Annotated in this window: 17 protein-coding genes; 13 read left to right on the top strand and 4 right to left on the bottom strand. The window is 33.4% G+C overall.

The window, feature by feature from the left end; genetic code table 11:
- The first annotated feature begins 71 nt into the window (after window positions 1–71).
- The 13 genes from CELAL_RS20635 (at window position 72) to CELAL_RS20575 (ending at window position 12,625) form a co-directional block, all read left to right on the top strand.
- A complete protein-coding gene (locus CELAL_RS20635) occupies window positions 72–1,847 on the top strand; it encodes a VWA domain-containing protein (protein ID WP_218916571.1) in 1,776 nt (591 codons plus the stop codon).
- A gap of 14 nt (window positions 1,848–1,861) precedes the next feature.
- Complete coding sequence (locus CELAL_RS20630) at window positions 1,862–2,677, top strand: prohibitin family protein (protein WP_013552850.1); 816 nt, start codon at window positions 1,862–1,864, stop codon at window positions 2,675–2,677.
- 250 nt (window positions 2,678–2,927) lie between these two features.
- Window positions 2,928–3,785 carry an ATP phosphoribosyltransferase gene (gene hisG, locus CELAL_RS20625; protein WP_013552849.1) on the top strand — a complete coding sequence of 286 codons (858 nt, stop codon included), beginning with the start codon at window positions 2,928–2,930 and terminating at the stop codon, window positions 3,783–3,785.
- 8 nt (window positions 3,786–3,793) lie between these two features.
- Complete coding sequence (locus CELAL_RS20620; RefSeq protein ID WP_013552848.1) at window positions 3,794–4,231, top strand: GNAT family N-acetyltransferase; 438 nt, start codon at window positions 3,794–3,796, stop codon at window positions 4,229–4,231.
- Window positions 4,232–4,239: 8 nt separating this feature from the next.
- Window positions 4,240–5,529, top strand: coding sequence for a histidinol dehydrogenase (hisD, locus tag CELAL_RS20615; protein ID WP_013552847.1), 1,290 nt, complete (start codon window positions 4,240–4,242; stop codon window positions 5,527–5,529).
- Window positions 5,522–6,568, top strand: coding sequence for a histidinol-phosphate transaminase (gene hisC, locus CELAL_RS20610; protein ID WP_013552846.1), 1,047 nt, complete (start codon window positions 5,522–5,524; stop codon window positions 6,566–6,568). The genes hisD and hisC overlap by 8 nt, the downstream gene beginning before the upstream one ends.
- A 1-nt stretch (window position 6,569) precedes the next feature.
- A complete protein-coding gene (gene hisB / locus CELAL_RS20605; RefSeq protein ID WP_013552845.1) occupies window positions 6,570–7,703 on the top strand; it encodes a bifunctional histidinol-phosphatase/imidazoleglycerol-phosphate dehydratase HisB in 1,134 nt (377 codons plus the stop codon).
- Window positions 7,704–7,712: 9 nt separating this feature from the next.
- On the top strand, window positions 7,713–8,297 hold the full coding sequence (gene hisH, locus CELAL_RS20600) for an imidazole glycerol phosphate synthase subunit HisH (protein ID WP_013552844.1): 585 nt from the start codon (window positions 7,713–7,715) through the stop codon (window positions 8,295–8,297).
- A 1-nt stretch (window position 8,298) separates the two neighbouring features.
- Window positions 8,299–8,715, top strand: coding sequence for a GNAT family N-acetyltransferase (locus tag CELAL_RS20595; protein ID WP_013552843.1), 417 nt, complete (start codon window positions 8,299–8,301; stop codon window positions 8,713–8,715).
- On the top strand, window positions 8,715–9,458 hold the full coding sequence (gene hisA, locus CELAL_RS20590; RefSeq protein ID WP_013552842.1) for a 1-(5-phosphoribosyl)-5-[(5-phosphoribosylamino)methylideneamino]imidazole-4-carboxamide isomerase: 744 nt from the start codon (window positions 8,715–8,717) through the stop codon (window positions 9,456–9,458). The genes CELAL_RS20595 and hisA overlap by 1 nt, the downstream gene beginning before the upstream one ends.
- 5 nt (window positions 9,459–9,463) lie before the next feature.
- Window positions 9,464–10,219 (top strand): imidazole glycerol phosphate synthase subunit HisF, encoded by a 756-nt coding sequence (gene hisF, locus CELAL_RS20585; RefSeq protein ID WP_013552841.1) that lies wholly within the window; start codon window positions 9,464–9,466, stop codon window positions 10,217–10,219.
- Window positions 10,220–10,295: 76 nt separating this feature from the next.
- The gene (hisIE, locus tag CELAL_RS20580; protein ID WP_262481889.1) at window positions 10,296–10,910 is read left to right on the top strand and encodes a bifunctional phosphoribosyl-AMP cyclohydrolase/phosphoribosyl-ATP diphosphatase HisIE; all 615 of its coding nucleotides are present in this window, start codon (window positions 10,296–10,298) and stop codon (window positions 10,908–10,910) included.
- Window positions 10,911–11,218: 308 nt separating this feature from the next.
- Window positions 11,219–12,625: a glycosyltransferase gene (locus tag CELAL_RS20575; protein ID WP_013552839.1), complete on the top strand. Its 1,407-nt coding sequence runs from the start codon at window positions 11,219–11,221 to the stop codon at window positions 12,623–12,625.
- Window positions 12,626–12,690: 65 nt separating this feature from the next.
- Here CELAL_RS20575 and CELAL_RS20570 read toward each other — a convergent pair whose 3' ends face one another.
- The 4 genes from CELAL_RS20570 to CELAL_RS22020 form a co-directional block, all read right to left on the bottom strand.
- Window positions 12,691–13,611 (bottom strand): YeiH family protein, encoded by a 921-nt coding sequence (locus CELAL_RS20570; protein WP_013552838.1) that lies wholly within the window; start codon window positions 13,609–13,611, stop codon window positions 12,691–12,693.
- A gap of 74 nt (window positions 13,612–13,685) precedes the next feature.
- Window positions 13,686–14,570 (bottom strand): LysR family transcriptional regulator, encoded by an 885-nt coding sequence (locus CELAL_RS20565; RefSeq protein WP_013552837.1) that lies wholly within the window; start codon window positions 14,568–14,570, stop codon window positions 13,686–13,688.
- Window positions 14,571–14,647: 77 nt separating this feature from the next.
- A complete protein-coding gene (locus CELAL_RS20560; protein ID WP_013552836.1) occupies window positions 14,648–15,028 on the bottom strand; it encodes a hypothetical protein in 381 nt (126 codons plus the stop codon).
- A 64-nt stretch (window positions 15,029–15,092) separates the two neighbouring features.
- A complete protein-coding gene (locus tag CELAL_RS22020) occupies window positions 15,093–15,761 on the bottom strand; it encodes a DUF1853 family protein (protein WP_262481888.1) in 669 nt (222 codons plus the stop codon).
- Between the last annotated feature and the right edge of the window lie 181 nt (window positions 15,762–15,942).

Here is a 15,942-nt window from a genome sequence, read left to right as displayed (position 1 = left end):
CAAAATTCGTAAAAAAGGACTATATCGTTGAGAAAACTAATTTGGTGGTCGTGGCTGATAATTCAAGTTCAATGGCTGCTAATTCAGCGCAATTAATTACATTTTTAGATCAATTTAAATCAGATAAAACACTGGCTGAAAAATTTAAAATTGATTATTATGAATTTGGTGATCAGCTTCAAGTACTTGATTCTTTAAATTTTTCTGAAAAGAATACGAATATAACAAAGGCATTAAAATCTGTTTCGGAAATTTACAATCAAAAAAATACAGTTGGAGTTTTACTTTCGGATGGGAATCAAACCATAGGTCAAGATTATGAATTTTATGGAGCTAAAATTAATATTCCTTTCTATGGGGTAGTTTTTGGGGATACCACGAAGTATGAAGATGTTAGAATCAACCAAGTAAATACCAATAAATTTGCGTTCTTAAAAAATAAATTTCCAATTGAATGTTACCTGTCTTATGAGGGAGATATTCCTGTGGATCTTCCAGTTACTGTTGTTGTAGATGGTAAAACAGTATTTAAAGAGCAAGTACAGTTCTCTAATGTGATACAATCAAAGCGTATACATACCTTTTTAAATGCAGATGCCATTGGAGTGAAAACTATTGCTATTACTGTAGGGGCCTTGAAAAACGAGAGGAATATAGTAAATAACAAAAAATCTGTTGTAGTTGAACTAATAGATGAAAAGACGAATGTAACTATAATTTCTGCTGTTATGCATCCCGATTTAGGAGTTTTGAAAAAAGCAATTGAAACCAATGAACAACGGTCGGTGACCATTGTAAAGCCTTCTGTGTCTAAAAAAATATTAGAAGAGACAGATATTTTTATCTGCTATCAGCCAGATGCTAGTTTCAAGGCTGTATATTCTTTTATTTCTAATTCTAATTCAAACTACTTTACTATAGTAGGAACTAAAACGGACTTGAGTTTTCTTAATTCACTAGATTTAGCTTATAAAATTGAAACAGGGTATCCTGTTCAGGAGGTCTTAGGAAAAGTAAATCCTTCCTTTTCAAAGTATGATATATCATCCAGTGATTTTACAGATTATCCTCCATTAGCTAGTAATTCGGGAGCAATTAGTTTCTCGGGAACTCATGATGCATTGCTGCAAATGAATATTAGGGGTGTAGATGTAAATAATCCGCTTTTAGCAATTTCCGAAAATAAGGGTCAGAAAACGGCTGTTTTACTTGGAGAGAATATATGGAAATGGCGTTTAAAGAATTATATCAACCTTGAAAATTTCGAAAATTTCGACACTTTTTTAGGTAAACTCCTGCTTTATTTGTCCAATAATGCAAAAAAAGAACGTTTATCGATAGATTATAAATCGGTTTATGAAAACTTAGGATCTGCAAAAGTTACGGCTAGTTATTTTGATGAAACCTATGTTTTTGATGCGAAGGCGAAGCTCTTTATACAGATGGATGGCGGAGAGAAGATTCCAATGCTATTAAAGGCTAATTATTTTGAAGCCGATCTAAGTGATTTTAAATCGGGTACGTATTCTTTTAAAGTTGGAGTAGAAGGGAAGTCTATTTCAAAGTCAGGTAAATTTACAGTTTTAAATTATGAAGTAGAGCAACAGTTTTTTTCATCAGATTATAAAAAAATGGAAAATTTCTCTACAGCAACAAACGCATCACTTTTGTATCCTAATCAATTCTCTCAACTTTTAAAGGTACTTAATGCGGATAAATGCTTCCTTCCAACCCAAAAGAGCGTAGAAAATGTCGTATCTTTGATAGACTTTAAAATCCTTCTAGGGCTTATTATTATAGCTCTTTCATTAGAATGGTTCATCAGAAAATATAACGGATTAATTTAAATTTAAATTCAAATATGGATAAAATTCCAAAAATTGCATTACCAGCGGTTTTCGCTTTAGTAGTTTTAATAATATTAATTTCAAAATCTACTGTTACGGTAGACTCAGGTCAGGCTGGTGTTTTGTACAAACAATTTCAAGGTGGTGTGGTTACAGATGAGCCACCATTAGGAGAGGGTTTTCATTTTGTAGCGCCATGGAATAAGGTTTTTATTTATGAAGTGAGACAACAAGAAGTTCTGGAGAAAATGAATGTTTTGTCTAGTAATGGTTTAGATATTAAATTAGAGGCCTCGGCTTGGTTTGAGCCTGTTCGTAGTGAGCTAGGTAAATTACACCAAGAAAAGGGAGAAGATTACATACAAAGAGTTTTATTACCTACAATACGTTCTGCGGCACGTTCTGTAGTAGGGAGGTATACGCCAGAGCAATTATATTCTAGCAAACGTGATGCAATCCAACAAGAGATTTTTGACGAAACCCAAAAGATCGTTGAAGGAGAATATATTCAATTAAATGAAATTTTGGTTCGTGACGTGACCTTGCCTTCTACTATTAAAGACGCAATTGAGCGTAAGCTTAAACAAGAACAAGAATCATTAGAATATGAATTTCGTTTAGTAACGGCAAAGAAAGAAGCGGAAAAGGTAACGATTGAAGCACAGGGTAAAGCTGATGCAAACCGTATTTTAAGTGCATCATTGACTGATAAGATTCTACAGGATAAAGGTATTGATGCTACATTGGAACTCTCTAAATCTCCGAACACTAAAGTTGTTATCGTTGGTGGTGGAGAATCAGGCTTGCCATTAATATTGGGGAATAACTAATCTGTTAGTTTTTGAATAAAAACGAGAACAGTTGTTAAAAAAACGATTTTTTATTTTTTAACACTAAAATTAATTTTACTTTTACATCAGAATGAAAAACTACACTACACATCATCATCATTTTTATACTTGCTTTCAAGCGAGGTAGAAATGTATTGTAGTAGTACAACATATTTTAAACCCGTTTGAGCAATCAAACGGGTTTTATTTTTAAACTTTTTTTGATTGCCAGACACAAACTAAAAAGAAAATGACAAAAATTAGAATTGCTATTCAAAAATCAGGACGTTTAAATGAAGAGTCTATCGAGATTCTTAAAGATTGTGGTATCTCTATTGATAACGGTCGCGATCAATTAAAAGCTTCTTCTCGTAACTTCCCTATGGAGGTATTTTATTTGCGAAATGGAGATATTCCTCAGTACTTAAGAGATGGCGTTGTAGATATTGCAATTATAGGAGAGAATGTGCTAATAGAAAAAGGAGAAGATATTTCTATTGCAGAGAAATTAGGCTTTTCAAAATGCAAAGTATCTTTAGCTGTTCCTAAGGCAGTGAAATATGATTCCGTTAAAGATTTTCAAGGGAAACGTATTGCAACATCATACCCAAATACGGTTAAAAACTATTTGGCAGATAAAGGCGTTTCAGCTGATATTCACATAATTAATGGTTCTGTAGAGATTGCTCCAAATATTGGGCTAGCAGATGCTATCTGTGACATTGTTTCTAGCGGAAGTACTTTGTTTAAGAATAACCTAAAGGAAGTAGAAGTAATGCTAAAGAGTGAAGCTGTTTTGGCAGTATCACCTAAAATAACAGAAGAAAGAAAAGGTATTCTTGAAAAATTACAATTCAGAATTCAATCGGTTTTAAGAGCAAGACAATCAAAATATGTATTGTTAAATGCGCCGAATGATAAATTACCAATGATATTAGATTTGTTACCAGGAATGCGTAGTCCTACCGTTTTGCCATTAGCAGAGGAAGGCTGGAGCTCTGTACATACTGTTATTAAAAAAGATTCCTTCTGGGAAGTTATTGATGAGCTAAAACAAGCTGGTGCCGAAGGTATTTTAGTATGCCCTATTGAAAAAATGGTTTTATAAGATTACCAATGAAGGTTGTTTTTAATGTAAAATTGATTCCTTATGAAGAAATGGAGTCAATTATTCCACTTGTAATTCAGTTAAACAAAGGAAAGTTTCCTGAAGAAGTATTGATAAGTAGGTTAAAAGATGTGCTTGCAACGGGAAGGTATCAATGTATTGGAGTCTATGACGATACCCAATTAATTGCGTGCTGCGGTTTTTGGATTCTCAATAAGCTGTATGCTGGGAAGCATGTAGAGCCAGATAATGTATTTGTAACAGCAGCTTATCGCAGTGCAGGGGTTGGTGAGTTAATGATGACTTGGTTGTTTAATTATGCTAAAAGTATTGGTTGTATTGGTGCAGAAGTAAATTGTTACATCCATAATGAAAAAGGTAAAAAGTTCTGGGAGCGTCAAGGTTTTGAAGCTTTAGGGTATCACATGTTAAAGAAATTTGATTAGTATTTGTTATGAATAAAATATATAATCCTAAAAGAGAAGATTGGAAATCCATTCTTAAGCGTCCTACAAAGTCTGTAGCAGATATAGAAAGTACTGTAAATACTGTTTTTGATGAACTTCAGAAAGATGGTGATGCTACTATAAAGAAATATACAGAAAAGTTTGACGGCGTTTCTGTAGCGGATTTATTAGTTACAGACGATGAAATTGTTGAAGCGAACAGTTTGGTTGCTATTGAATTAAAAGAGGCTATTCTTCTTGCGAAAGAGAATATCGATAAATTTCATGCTGCTCAGAAAACAGAAAGTATAGAAGTAGAAACAAGCCCCGGAGTGCATTGTTGGCAGGTAAAAAGACCAATAGAGAAAGTAGGTTTGTATATTCCTGGAGGAACAGCGCCATTATTTTCAACCATCTTAATGTTAGCGGTTCCTGCTAATATTGCAGGTTGTTCGGAGATTATTATGTGCACACCACCTAACAAAGAAGGTAAAATACATCCTGCTATCTTATATACGGCTAACCTTTGTGGGGTAACTAAGATTTTTAAAGTAGGAGGTATTCAGGCCATTGCAGCAATGACCTTTGGTACAGAATCTATTCCTCAAGTTTATAAGATATTTGGACCAGGAAATCAATACGTAACGGTTGCAAAGCAGATAGCAACAAAGTATGGGGTTGCCATAGATATGCCTGCGGGCCCAAGCGAACTCTTGGTTGTTGCAGACGATACAGCAAATGCAGAATTTGTAGCATCAGACTTATTAAGTCAAGCAGAGCATGGTGTTGATAGTCAGGTTATATTGGTAACTACATCTAAAGCAATGCTTGAATCTGTAGAAAAAGAGGTTGAACTACAAATTGAAGATTTACCCCGTAAAGATATCGCTCAAAAAGCTATCGATAATAGTAAATTAATTTACTTAGAAGATGACCAAACAGCGCAGGAATTAATCAATGAGTATGGTCCTGAGCATTACATTGTTTGTGTAGAAGATGAGGGTTCTTATTTGAGTGCAATTAGCAACGCAGGTTCTGTTTTTATAGGAAATTATACCCCAGAAAGTGCAGGAGATTATGCTTCGGGTACTAATCATACTTTGCCTACCAATGGGTATGCTAAGCAATATAGCGGAGTGAACTTAGATAGTTTCATGAAAAGTATGACTTTTCAGAAAATTTCAAAAGAAGGGATTCAAGAAATTGGTTATGCCATTGAATTAATGGCAGAAGCAGAAGGTTTGCAAGCGCATAAAAATGCAGTAACCCTACGATTAAATAGTTTAGACGATGAATAAACTAAATATACAAGGTTTAGTTCGCGAGAATGTAAAAGGACTGAGTCCGTATTCTTCAGCGCGTGATGAATATGTATCAGATGGTTCTCAAATGGTATTTTTAGATGCTAACGAGAATCCATTTGAAAATGGAGTCAATAGATATCCTGATCCACAACAAAGAGGCTTAAAAGAGGTTTTAGCATTGCAAAAAGGGGTGAAAACAACAAATATTCTCTTTGGGAATGGTAGTGATGAAGTTCTTGACCTTATTTTTCGTGCTTTTTGTGAGCCTAAAGAAGATAATGTAATCACATTGCCACCAACCTACGGAATGTATAAGGTGTTATCGGGAATTAATAATATTGAAAATAGAGAAGTATTGTTAACTACGGATTTTGAGCCTGATGTAGATCAGGTTCTTAATATTGTAGATGCTAACTCTAAGGTATTGTTTCTGTGCTCTCCAAATAATCCAACAGCCAATAGCTTTTCTAAAAATAAGATTATCAAACTATTAGAAAAGTTTAATGGAATAGTAGTTATTGATGAAGCGTATATAGATTTTTCAAAAGAAGAATCATGGCTGTCAGAACTGTCAAACTATAACAATTTGATACTTACACAGACGCTTTCTAAAGCCTACGGAATGGCAGGAATCCGCTTAGGGGTGTGTTATGCATCCGAAGAAATTATTGCTATTCTAAATAAAATTAAACCACCATACAACGTAAACGAGTTGACTCAAAAAAGAGCACTAGAACGCGTTTTAGATATAGAAAAAGTAAATAAGGAAGTTGCTGATATATTGGAAGAAAGAGCATTATTATCTAAAGCATTACTTCAGTTAAATTTTGTGATTAAAGTATATGATACCGATGCTAATTTTATATTAGCAAAGCTTGATAATGCAACAGAGAGATATGATCAGTTACTGGCAAGAGGTATTGTTGTTCGCAACCGTACTACACAACCGTTATGTGAGAATACCTTGCGTTTTACTGTGGGTACAAAAGAGGAAAACAAGAAATTGATTAAGGTTCTAAAGGAAATAAATTAATATGAAAAAAGTACTTTTTATAGATCGAGATGGCACTATCATAAAAGAAACGATAGACGAGCAAATTGATGGTTTTGAAAAAATGACCTTTTACCCGAAAGCGTTTACGTTTTTAGGTAAAATTGCAAAAGAACTAGATTATGAATTGGTGATGATTACCAATCAAGACGGACTAGGAACGGACGTTTTTCCAGAGGATACGTTTTGGCCTGTACATAATTTTATTATGAATTCTTTTGAGAATGAAGGTGTAGTTTTTGACAAAGTATTTTTAGATAGAACATTTCCACATGAGAATGCAAATACGCGTAAACCAGGAACAGGGTTGCTTACCGAGTATTTCTCAGAAGCATATGACTTGGCAAATTCTTTTGTTATCGGAGATCGTTTAACGGATATGGAATTAGCGAAAAATCTTGGTGCAAAAGGTATTTTTATAAATGACGAAACGAATCTTGGGACAGGTGAAATTACCATAAAACGTGATGAGCTAAACGAATATATTGCTACGGAAACCAATGATTGGGAAAAGATTTACGAGTTTTTAAAATTAAAAGACCGTGTTTCATCGGTAAGTCGTAAAACAAATGAGACTGCTATTGAAATTAAAGTAAACCTAGACGGGACAGGGAAAAGTAGTATTGCTACCGGACTTGCTTTTTTTGATCATATGCTAGACCAGTTGGCTCGTCATGGTCAGATGGATCTAGATATTAAGGTTGATGGAGATTTAGAAGTAGACGAACATCATACTATTGAAGATACTGCAATTGCATTAGGGGAAGTTTTTCATAAAGCATTGGGTACTAAATTAGGTATTGAGCGTTACGGATTCTGCCTGCCAATGGATGATTGTTTGGCGCAAGTGGCTATAGATTTTGGGGGAAGAAATTGGTTGGTTTGGGATGCTGAGTTTAAAAGAGAAAAAGTGGGTGATATGCCAACTGAAATGTTCTTACACTTTTTTAAATCATTCAGCGACGGAGCAAAAGCAAACATTAATATAAAAGCAGAAGGGACTAACGAGCATCATAAAATTGAAGCCATTTTTAAAGCTTTTGCAAAAGCAATAAAAATGGCTGTAAAACGAGATGTAGAGAAGATGGTATTGCCATCTACGAAAGGAATGTTATAAAATAGTTGAATGAAAATAGTAATTATAAATTACGGGGCAGGAAATATTCAAAGCATAAAATTTGCAATTCAACGACTTGGTTTTGAGGCTATTTTGACAAATGATGTACATGAAATTCTAGCTGCTGATAAAGTCATTTTTCCAGGCGTAGGCGAAGCAAGTAGTGCAATGCACAAATTGCGTGCTAGCGGTTTAGATACATTGGTTCCAAACTTAAAGCAACCTGTCTTAGGGATTTGTTTGGGAATGCAGTTAATGTGTAATTCCACCGAAGAAGGCCATACAGATGGCTTAGGTATTTTTGATGTTGCTGTAGTGAAGTTTTCAAATCAAGTAAAAGTTCCTCAAATTGGTTGGAATCAAATTCAAGATTTGAAATCGGAATTATTTGAAGGTATTTCTGAGGACGAATATATTTATTTGGTACATAGTTTTTATGCTCCAATTTGTAAAGAGACGATAGCGACATCTAATTACGATGTTACGTATAGTGCGGCATTACAGAAAGACAATTTTTACGGAACTCAATTTCACCCTGAAAAAAGTAGTAGCGTTGGAGAAAAAATTCTTTTGAATTTTTTAAAAATGAAATAGTATGTCAGTTAAATTCTCAACAGATAAAAGTAAATTAGATCTTGATAAGATTCAACAATACATTAGTAACGAATCATACTGGGGAGAAGGAAGAACTTTAGAAGAGGTCAAAATAACAATTGATAATTCATTCTGTTTTGGTTTGTATACTGAAAATGGAGCGCAAATAGCTTTTTCTAGAGTAGTTACAGATCATATATTGTTTGCTTATCTAATGGATGTAATCGTTTTTACAGAATTTCAAGGTAAAGGATATGGTAAACAGCTTGTGGAGTATATAATGACTAATGAGTTGCTTAAAAAGGTTAAAACGATAGCCTTAAAAACAAAAGATGCTCATAGTTTGTATGAGCGTTACGGATTTAAAAAAGTTGGAGATTCAGAATTTTGGATGTCCATTGATAAAATAAAATTATAATGCGAATAATTCCAGCAATAGATATTATAGACGGTAAATGTGTGCGCTTATCAAAAGGCGATTACGACACTAAAAAAATTTACAATGAAAATCCGCTTGAAGTAGCTAAAGAGTTTGAGGCACACGGAATTGAATACTTGCATTTAGTAGACTTAGACGGCGCCAAGTCAAAACATATAGTAAATCATAAGGTTTTGGAGCAAATAGCTTCGCAGACAAACTTGAAAATCGATTTTGGTGGTGGTCTAAAGACCAATGCGGATTTGAAAATAGCATTTGATAGTGGTGCTTACCAAATTACAGGAGGAAGCATTGCTGTAAAAGATCAGGATACTTTTTTGGGTTGGTTGGAAACCTACGGAGCGGAAAAAATTATTTTAGGAGCCGATGCTTTGAATGAAAAAGTAGCCGTATCGGGTTGGCAAGAAGATTCTAAGCAAAAATTAATACCATTTATTCAAGCCTATCAAAAAAAAGGAGTTGTATATGTTATTTGTACAGATATTAGTAAAGACGGTATGTTGCAAGGACCTTCGTTTGATTTGTATGAGCGTATTTTGAATGAAACAGGTCAAGGAGTTGCCAGAAGTAAAATTAATTTGATTGCTTCAGGCGGTATTTCTACTTTTGATGAATTGCCTAAATTAGCAGAGCTGGGTTGTGAAGGAACCATCATCGGAAAAGCGATTTATGAGAACAGAATCAGTTTAAAACAATTGGAAGATTACATACTTTCTAAATAAATAATATGCTAACAAAACGAATAATACCTTGTTTAGATATTAAAAACGGACGCACGGTAAAAGGAATCAATTTTGTTGATTTACGCGATGCAGGTGATCCGGTGGAATTGGCAGAAATCTATGCGAATTCTGGAGCAGACGAATTGGTTTTCTTAGATATTTCGGCTACAGAAGAACGCCGTAAAACACTAGCTGATTTAGTCTATCGCGTAGCGGAAAAAGTAAATATTCCGTTTACTGTTGGTGGTGGAATAGCATCAATTGAAGATGTAGATATACTACTGCAAAATGGTGCAGATAAGGTATCTATAAATTCTTCGGCTGTAAAAAATCCGCAGTTAATAAATGAGCTATCCGCTAAATTTGGCGCACAGTGTATTGTGGTAGCTATTGATGCGAAACGTATAGATGGAGAGTGGATTGTTCATTTAGTAGGGGGGAAAGTACCTACTGAAATTCGTTTATTTGACTGGGCAAAAGAAGTAGAACAACGTGGTGCAGGCGAAATTTTATTTACCTCAATGGAAAATGATGGCACCAAAGATGGCTTTGCTAATGAAGCACTTGCAAAACTATCAACCGAATTAAATATTCCTATCATAGCTTCAGGTGGAGCAGGTACTATGCAGCATTTTACCGATACTTTTATAGAAGGTAAGGCAGACGCCGCATTAGCAGCTAGTGTGTTTCATTTTAAAGAAATAGAAATACTAGATTTGAAAAAAGAATTAAAGGCCAACGGTATTCCTGTTAGGTTATAACACAAACTAAGGTGAGTCAGGAAAAAAGTTTATCGATTAAAATAAGGAATATCGATTTATAGCTGACGTATATAAAATAAATAAAGAGCAACTGATGAAAATAGATTTTGATAAAAATACAGACGGATTAATACCTGCTATCATACAAGATGCAACAACAAAGAATGTTTTAATGTTGGGGTATATGAACCAAGAAGCTTTTGATAAGACGCAAGAAACAAAGAAGGTTACATTTTTTAGTCGCACTAAAAAACGTTTATGGACCAAGGGAGAAGAGAGCGGTAATTTCTTGAATCTTGTAGCTATTAAAAACGATTGTGATAATGATACATTACTGATCACTGTAAATCCGGTAGGGCCTACTTGTCATAAAGGAACAGATACCTGTTGGGAAGAAGAAAACAATAGTTCTTTTAGTTTCTTATCCAACTTAGAAGCAATTATAAAAGACCGTAAAGACAACCCTGAAAATGAAGACAGTTATGTGGCTTCGCTTTTTAGAAAAGGAATAAATAAAGTCGCTCAAAAAGTGGGAGAAGAAGCTGTAGAAGTTGTTATTGAAGCAAAGGATAATGATGATAAGTTGTTTTTAGGAGAAAGTGCAGATTTGTTGTTTCACTATTTAATTTTGTTACAAGCAAAGGGGTTTACGCTTAAAGATGTTGAAGAAGTATTAAAAAAGAGAAATTAGTTTTTAGAACAATCACTTTTTATACATCCGAAATAACGTAGAGATATGTTATTTCGGATTTTTTTTGTAAAAATGTTTAGTTCACGAGAGCCAATTACTCAGTTGTAACGTATATGTTAAGGTTGATAAAAACAAGGCTATTTTAGATTTGTGTAAAGCTGTGTAATTACACAGTAAGTGTATAAAATTTACACACTTTTTAGTTCTAAAATACCTGAAAACAGCAGTAAATAGGTTTTTTGCAGGATTGGTACACAAGTTGCCATAAGTATTGAAGATTGATACAAAATAAAGAGAGAACGCATATTATGAAAACAGGAGCAATTACTTTTAAAGAATTATATTCTACCGTAAATAATAAATTTATAAGCGGAGATAAGAAAACTAACCCTATTAATTTATGGGCTATAGTTGTATTGGTAAGTTCATTTGCCTTAATGTTAGGAGCAGCTTACATCGTTTATTTGTTACAAGAAGATTTTGCTCAATTTAATTTTGAACGCTTAAATACAAGTTGGGGTTTTGCATTTTTTATAGTTGCAGCTTCTTTATTTGTTTTTAAAGTTACTTTCTTTTTATACAACCTATTTCTTTACTTTAAATATAAGCCTATCGCTTCTGTAAGTGATGAAGAGTTACCAACATGTACGGTAATTGTACCTGCATATAATGAAGGTAAGCAAGTTTGGGCAACCTTGAAAAGTTTAGCAAAAAGTGATTATCCAGAACACAAACTGCAACTATTAGCTATTGATGATGGGAGTAAGGATGATACTTGGAAATGGATGCAAGAGGCTAAAAAAGTTTTAGGAGATAGAGTAACTATTTTACAACAACCAAAAAACATGGGTAAGCGTCATGCATTATACCGTGGTTTTAATTTAGGAACTGGAGAAATTTTTATTACTGTAGATAGTGATTCTGTAGTAAACACAGATACGCTGCGTAATTTAGTGAGTCCGTTTATCGTAGATGAAAAATGTGGTGCAGTAGCAGGAAATATTCAAGTATTGAATAATAAAAAAGCAATCTTGCCTAAAATGTTAAACGTGAGTTTTGTGATGAGCTTTGAATTCAAGCGTTCTGCAGAGAGCAGTTTAAATTCTGTACTTTGTACCCCAGGTGCATTAGCAGCCTATAGAGCAGAAGCAGTATTTAATTGTTTGCCAGAATGGATCAATCAAACTTTTATGGGGCAACCATCAGATATTGGTGAAGATAGAGCCATGACTAACATGATCTTAAAACAAGGGTACCATGTTTTATTTCAAAGAAATGCATTTGCATACACAAACGTTCCAGAAAAATATACAGGATTATATAAAATGTTTATCAGATGGGGTAGAAGTAATGTTCGTGAGAATATTGCAATGTCTAAATATGTATTTACAAGCTTTAGAGAGGGTTCTAAATTTGGGTCAAGACTTTTGTTTATTAGTCAGGCAATGAAGATAATTATGACCTATCCTTTTTTATTGTTTATGTTATTCTTTATAATATCACATCCAATTTTGTTTGTAAGCTCTACATTGGCAAGTATATTAGTCGTATCTACTTTTCCTGTTTTGTTTTATGCAAAGAGATATAGCCTATCACAAGCATTTTATGCATACTCTTATAGTATTCTATTTACATTTGGTTTATTCTGGATTACCCCTTATGCAATTGCAACAGCAAGTAGAAGAGGTTGGTTAACTAGAGAGATTGCAGCTTAATAAGTTAAGGATTAAAATATAATTTAAAGCCCGTATCATTTTTTATGATGCGGGTTTTCTTTATTTTAATTGGTGATGTACAAAAATGAAAACACGGCAATAAAAATCCATAAACAGAAAGCCAAAAGAATAGGTTTGTACCCTGTTGCTTTTAGGTCTTTTATTGATATGGTTGTCCCTACTAAAAAGAGCGTTAGTATTAGTAGTTTTTTAGAGAAAGCTACTATAGAATGTGTAGCAGCCTCGGGTACAAGGTGATAACTGTTAATACCTATCGCTATCATAAATAAAAGAATAAAATAAGGTATTTTGATGTGCTCCCCTTTAGTTTTAAAAATGAACATAGATAGAACAGATAGTGGAATGATCCAAAGTGTTCTTGATAATTTTACGGTTGTTGCTATGCGTAAAGCTTCATCACCATATCCTAGTGCAGCACCAACTACAGAACTTGTATCGTGAATGGCTATGGCACACCAGAGTCCAAATTGATGTTGGTCAAGATCAAATAGGTGCCCTAACGCAGGAAATATAAACAAAGCAATAGCATTTAGGGTAAACACGACACCTAATGCAATACTAATAGTTTTTCCGTTGGCGCGGATTACTGGAGAAATCGCAGCTATGGCGCTACCACCACAGATTGAGGTTCCTGAAGTAATCAAATGTCCGAGTTTTGTATCAATTTTTAATAACCTAGTTAATAAAAAACCTAAACTAACCGTAAGTACAATGGAGAAAAAGGTTAAGCCTAAACCTTCTTTACTTGTCTCTAGGGTATCTTTTAAGTACATTCCGAAGCCTAATCCAATAATAGAAGCTTTTAGAAGTATCTGAATGGCATTTTGACTGCATTTTTTAAACGGATCTTCAAAAAATAAAGAAAAGGTAAATCCTAAAAATAAAGCAGTGGGGCTATTGATAAAGCCAAACATCGCAGCTAGTAAAATGCTTATAAAAAGTAAGGGGGCTACTATAGGTTTCATTTCAACTAATTTTGAGAGACAAAACTAGTAGTTTAGTATAACTATTAAGCAAACTTAATTCCTATCTGTAATAACTAAAAGTTATAGCTGTTTTGAACAAACCGCTCAAAATAATCCATGAGGTTAGATTTATAGCCAGTTCTAGACACAAAATAAAACCAGCGCTCTATTGAGAATCCTTTAAGGTCTATAATCTTAAGTTTATTAGTGATCAAATCTTCTCGAACGGCGTGTATGGAGAGTAATGCATAGGCATCAGAATAATATAAATAATTTTTAATAGCCTCTGTACTATTTAGGGTTACTGCCACATTCAATGACTTTATATCTTGCTCTAGTAATGCTTCATAGATCATTTCACGTGTTCCTGATCCAGACTCACGCTCAATAATGGGGAGCTCTTGGAGTTTCTTTAAGGAAATAGTTCCCTTTGGGAATTGCATGTTCTTCTCGCTAGTTACTAGAACAATTTCATCTTTAATAAATTTTTTAAAGTGAAGTTTCGGGTTGGTGTTTTTTCCCTCTGTAATTCCGAAATCTAATTGTTGGTTTAGGATGAGGCCTTCAATATGGTCAGAATTATCACTTTCAATTTGAAAATTTGTCTTTGGATATTGAGTTCTGAATTGGGCAATGATTTTAGGAATGATATAGCTGGCTAGCGTAGTGCTAGCTCCAAATTTAATGGTATCAGGCAGTTGATTGTCTTTGTGTATGAACTGATTTTCAATTTCTGAATATACCTCAAGAATCCTATTTACATAAATTAAAAAAGATTTTCCATCGTCTGTTAATTCAATAGAATTGCGTTTTCGAATAAAAAAAGTGGTATTATACTCATCTTCTAAGTTACGTATTGCTTTAGAAATAGCGGGTTGCGAAATAAATAATTGCTCTGCAGCTTTTGTAAAGCTAGAATGATGTGCAACTGATTTGAAAATTTTAAGTTTATTATCCATAAATCATAAAAAATATCTTTTCAAAGATACTTTAAACTTTACAGAGATAGCTAAGCCAAGAAATGAAATATTGCTTCTTAATTTTCTGCTATTTCTATGGCTCTAAGATCTAATTCTAAAATAAAATCTTGTGTATTTTTATGGACTCTTTTACTGTAAAACCGACCTCGATCCCAATCAGGGGCATCAACAGCGTGCTCTAAATCGCTTATGGTGTCTTCAATTTTTAGTTTTAACTCATCATCATTAGAAGTTTCTAAATACTCAGAAATATCGATATAAGCTTCTAGTGCTTTTTCTGAATAATACCTTTGGTGATCAAAATTATTAGATCCTAATGCTTTTTTTGTATGGTTTAAGGCATAGCTTGCTTTCGTATAAATTATATCCCATTCTGGTTCATTAGAAGTAAATAGAAAAGAACATAAAATACTGAAGGTGATACATAGTTTGGTCATAGCTTCAATTTTATTTGTAGGAAATTATTTACAAATAACGTATATTTTTTTCAATTAGTACGTGTCATCTAACGATAAATATTTTATGAAGCTTATTATTTTTATCTTTCATCCATAACATCGGAGCCTGTTTTCGTTCATGTGCTTTATAAATATCTCCTATAATAGATTGGTATATTTTCCATTCCACATCAAATGTTGGAACTATAATCCACTCTTGTTTTTTAAGAAGGTAGTACAGGTTCTCATTAAATAAGGACAATTTGAATTCGTTAAGAGATAACCAAGAACCAACAATGCAATTTTCATTTAAAGTTGTAAGAATTGCATCTTCAAAATAAGGTTTAAATAATTGCGCCTTAAAACATGCTTTCGAGATTATATTATGTACGTTAATATGTTTTGATTCAAGAAATTGTATAGCTTCTTTCGTTTTTAAAAGAGCGAATTGTTTGTGTTTAATTTTTTGGACTTTCTCGTAAAATGCATCTTTGCGATTGGGGCCAACTAGTTGATGAATTTCATCAGAAATATTCGTGTCAATGATATAGAATTTATAAGTTAATTCAACATGTATAATTTCTTGATTTTTAGTATTTTGTAAAATAAAATCTATTTCTCCAGTAGTAATCTTCTCATTGCGTATTGGCTGATTAAATAGTAATGTTTTATAGGAGGTAGAGTGCGCAATTAATTGTTGAAAAATGTATTCAATTTGATGGCCTAACCTAATATTTTCAGGAATAGGCTGTAGTCTAAAATCAATTAAATTAAGTTCTGGAAACTTAAATTGTGGAATTCCGTTAAAGGTATCATTCCATAACTCTTGGGTCTGTAAAAAACCTTTTACTTGCGATACATTTATTAGAGCTAAAGTTACAACAAAGCGTTAAGATTTCTTAAATGGTAGCTTT

This window comes from Cellulophaga algicola DSM 14237, from assembly GCF_000186265.1.
Classification (GTDB): domain Bacteria; phylum Bacteroidota; class Bacteroidia; order Flavobacteriales; family Flavobacteriaceae; genus Cellulophaga; species Cellulophaga algicola.
Note: the sequence above shows the minus strand (reverse complement) of the source record. Positions and strands in the feature narration are given on the sequence as shown.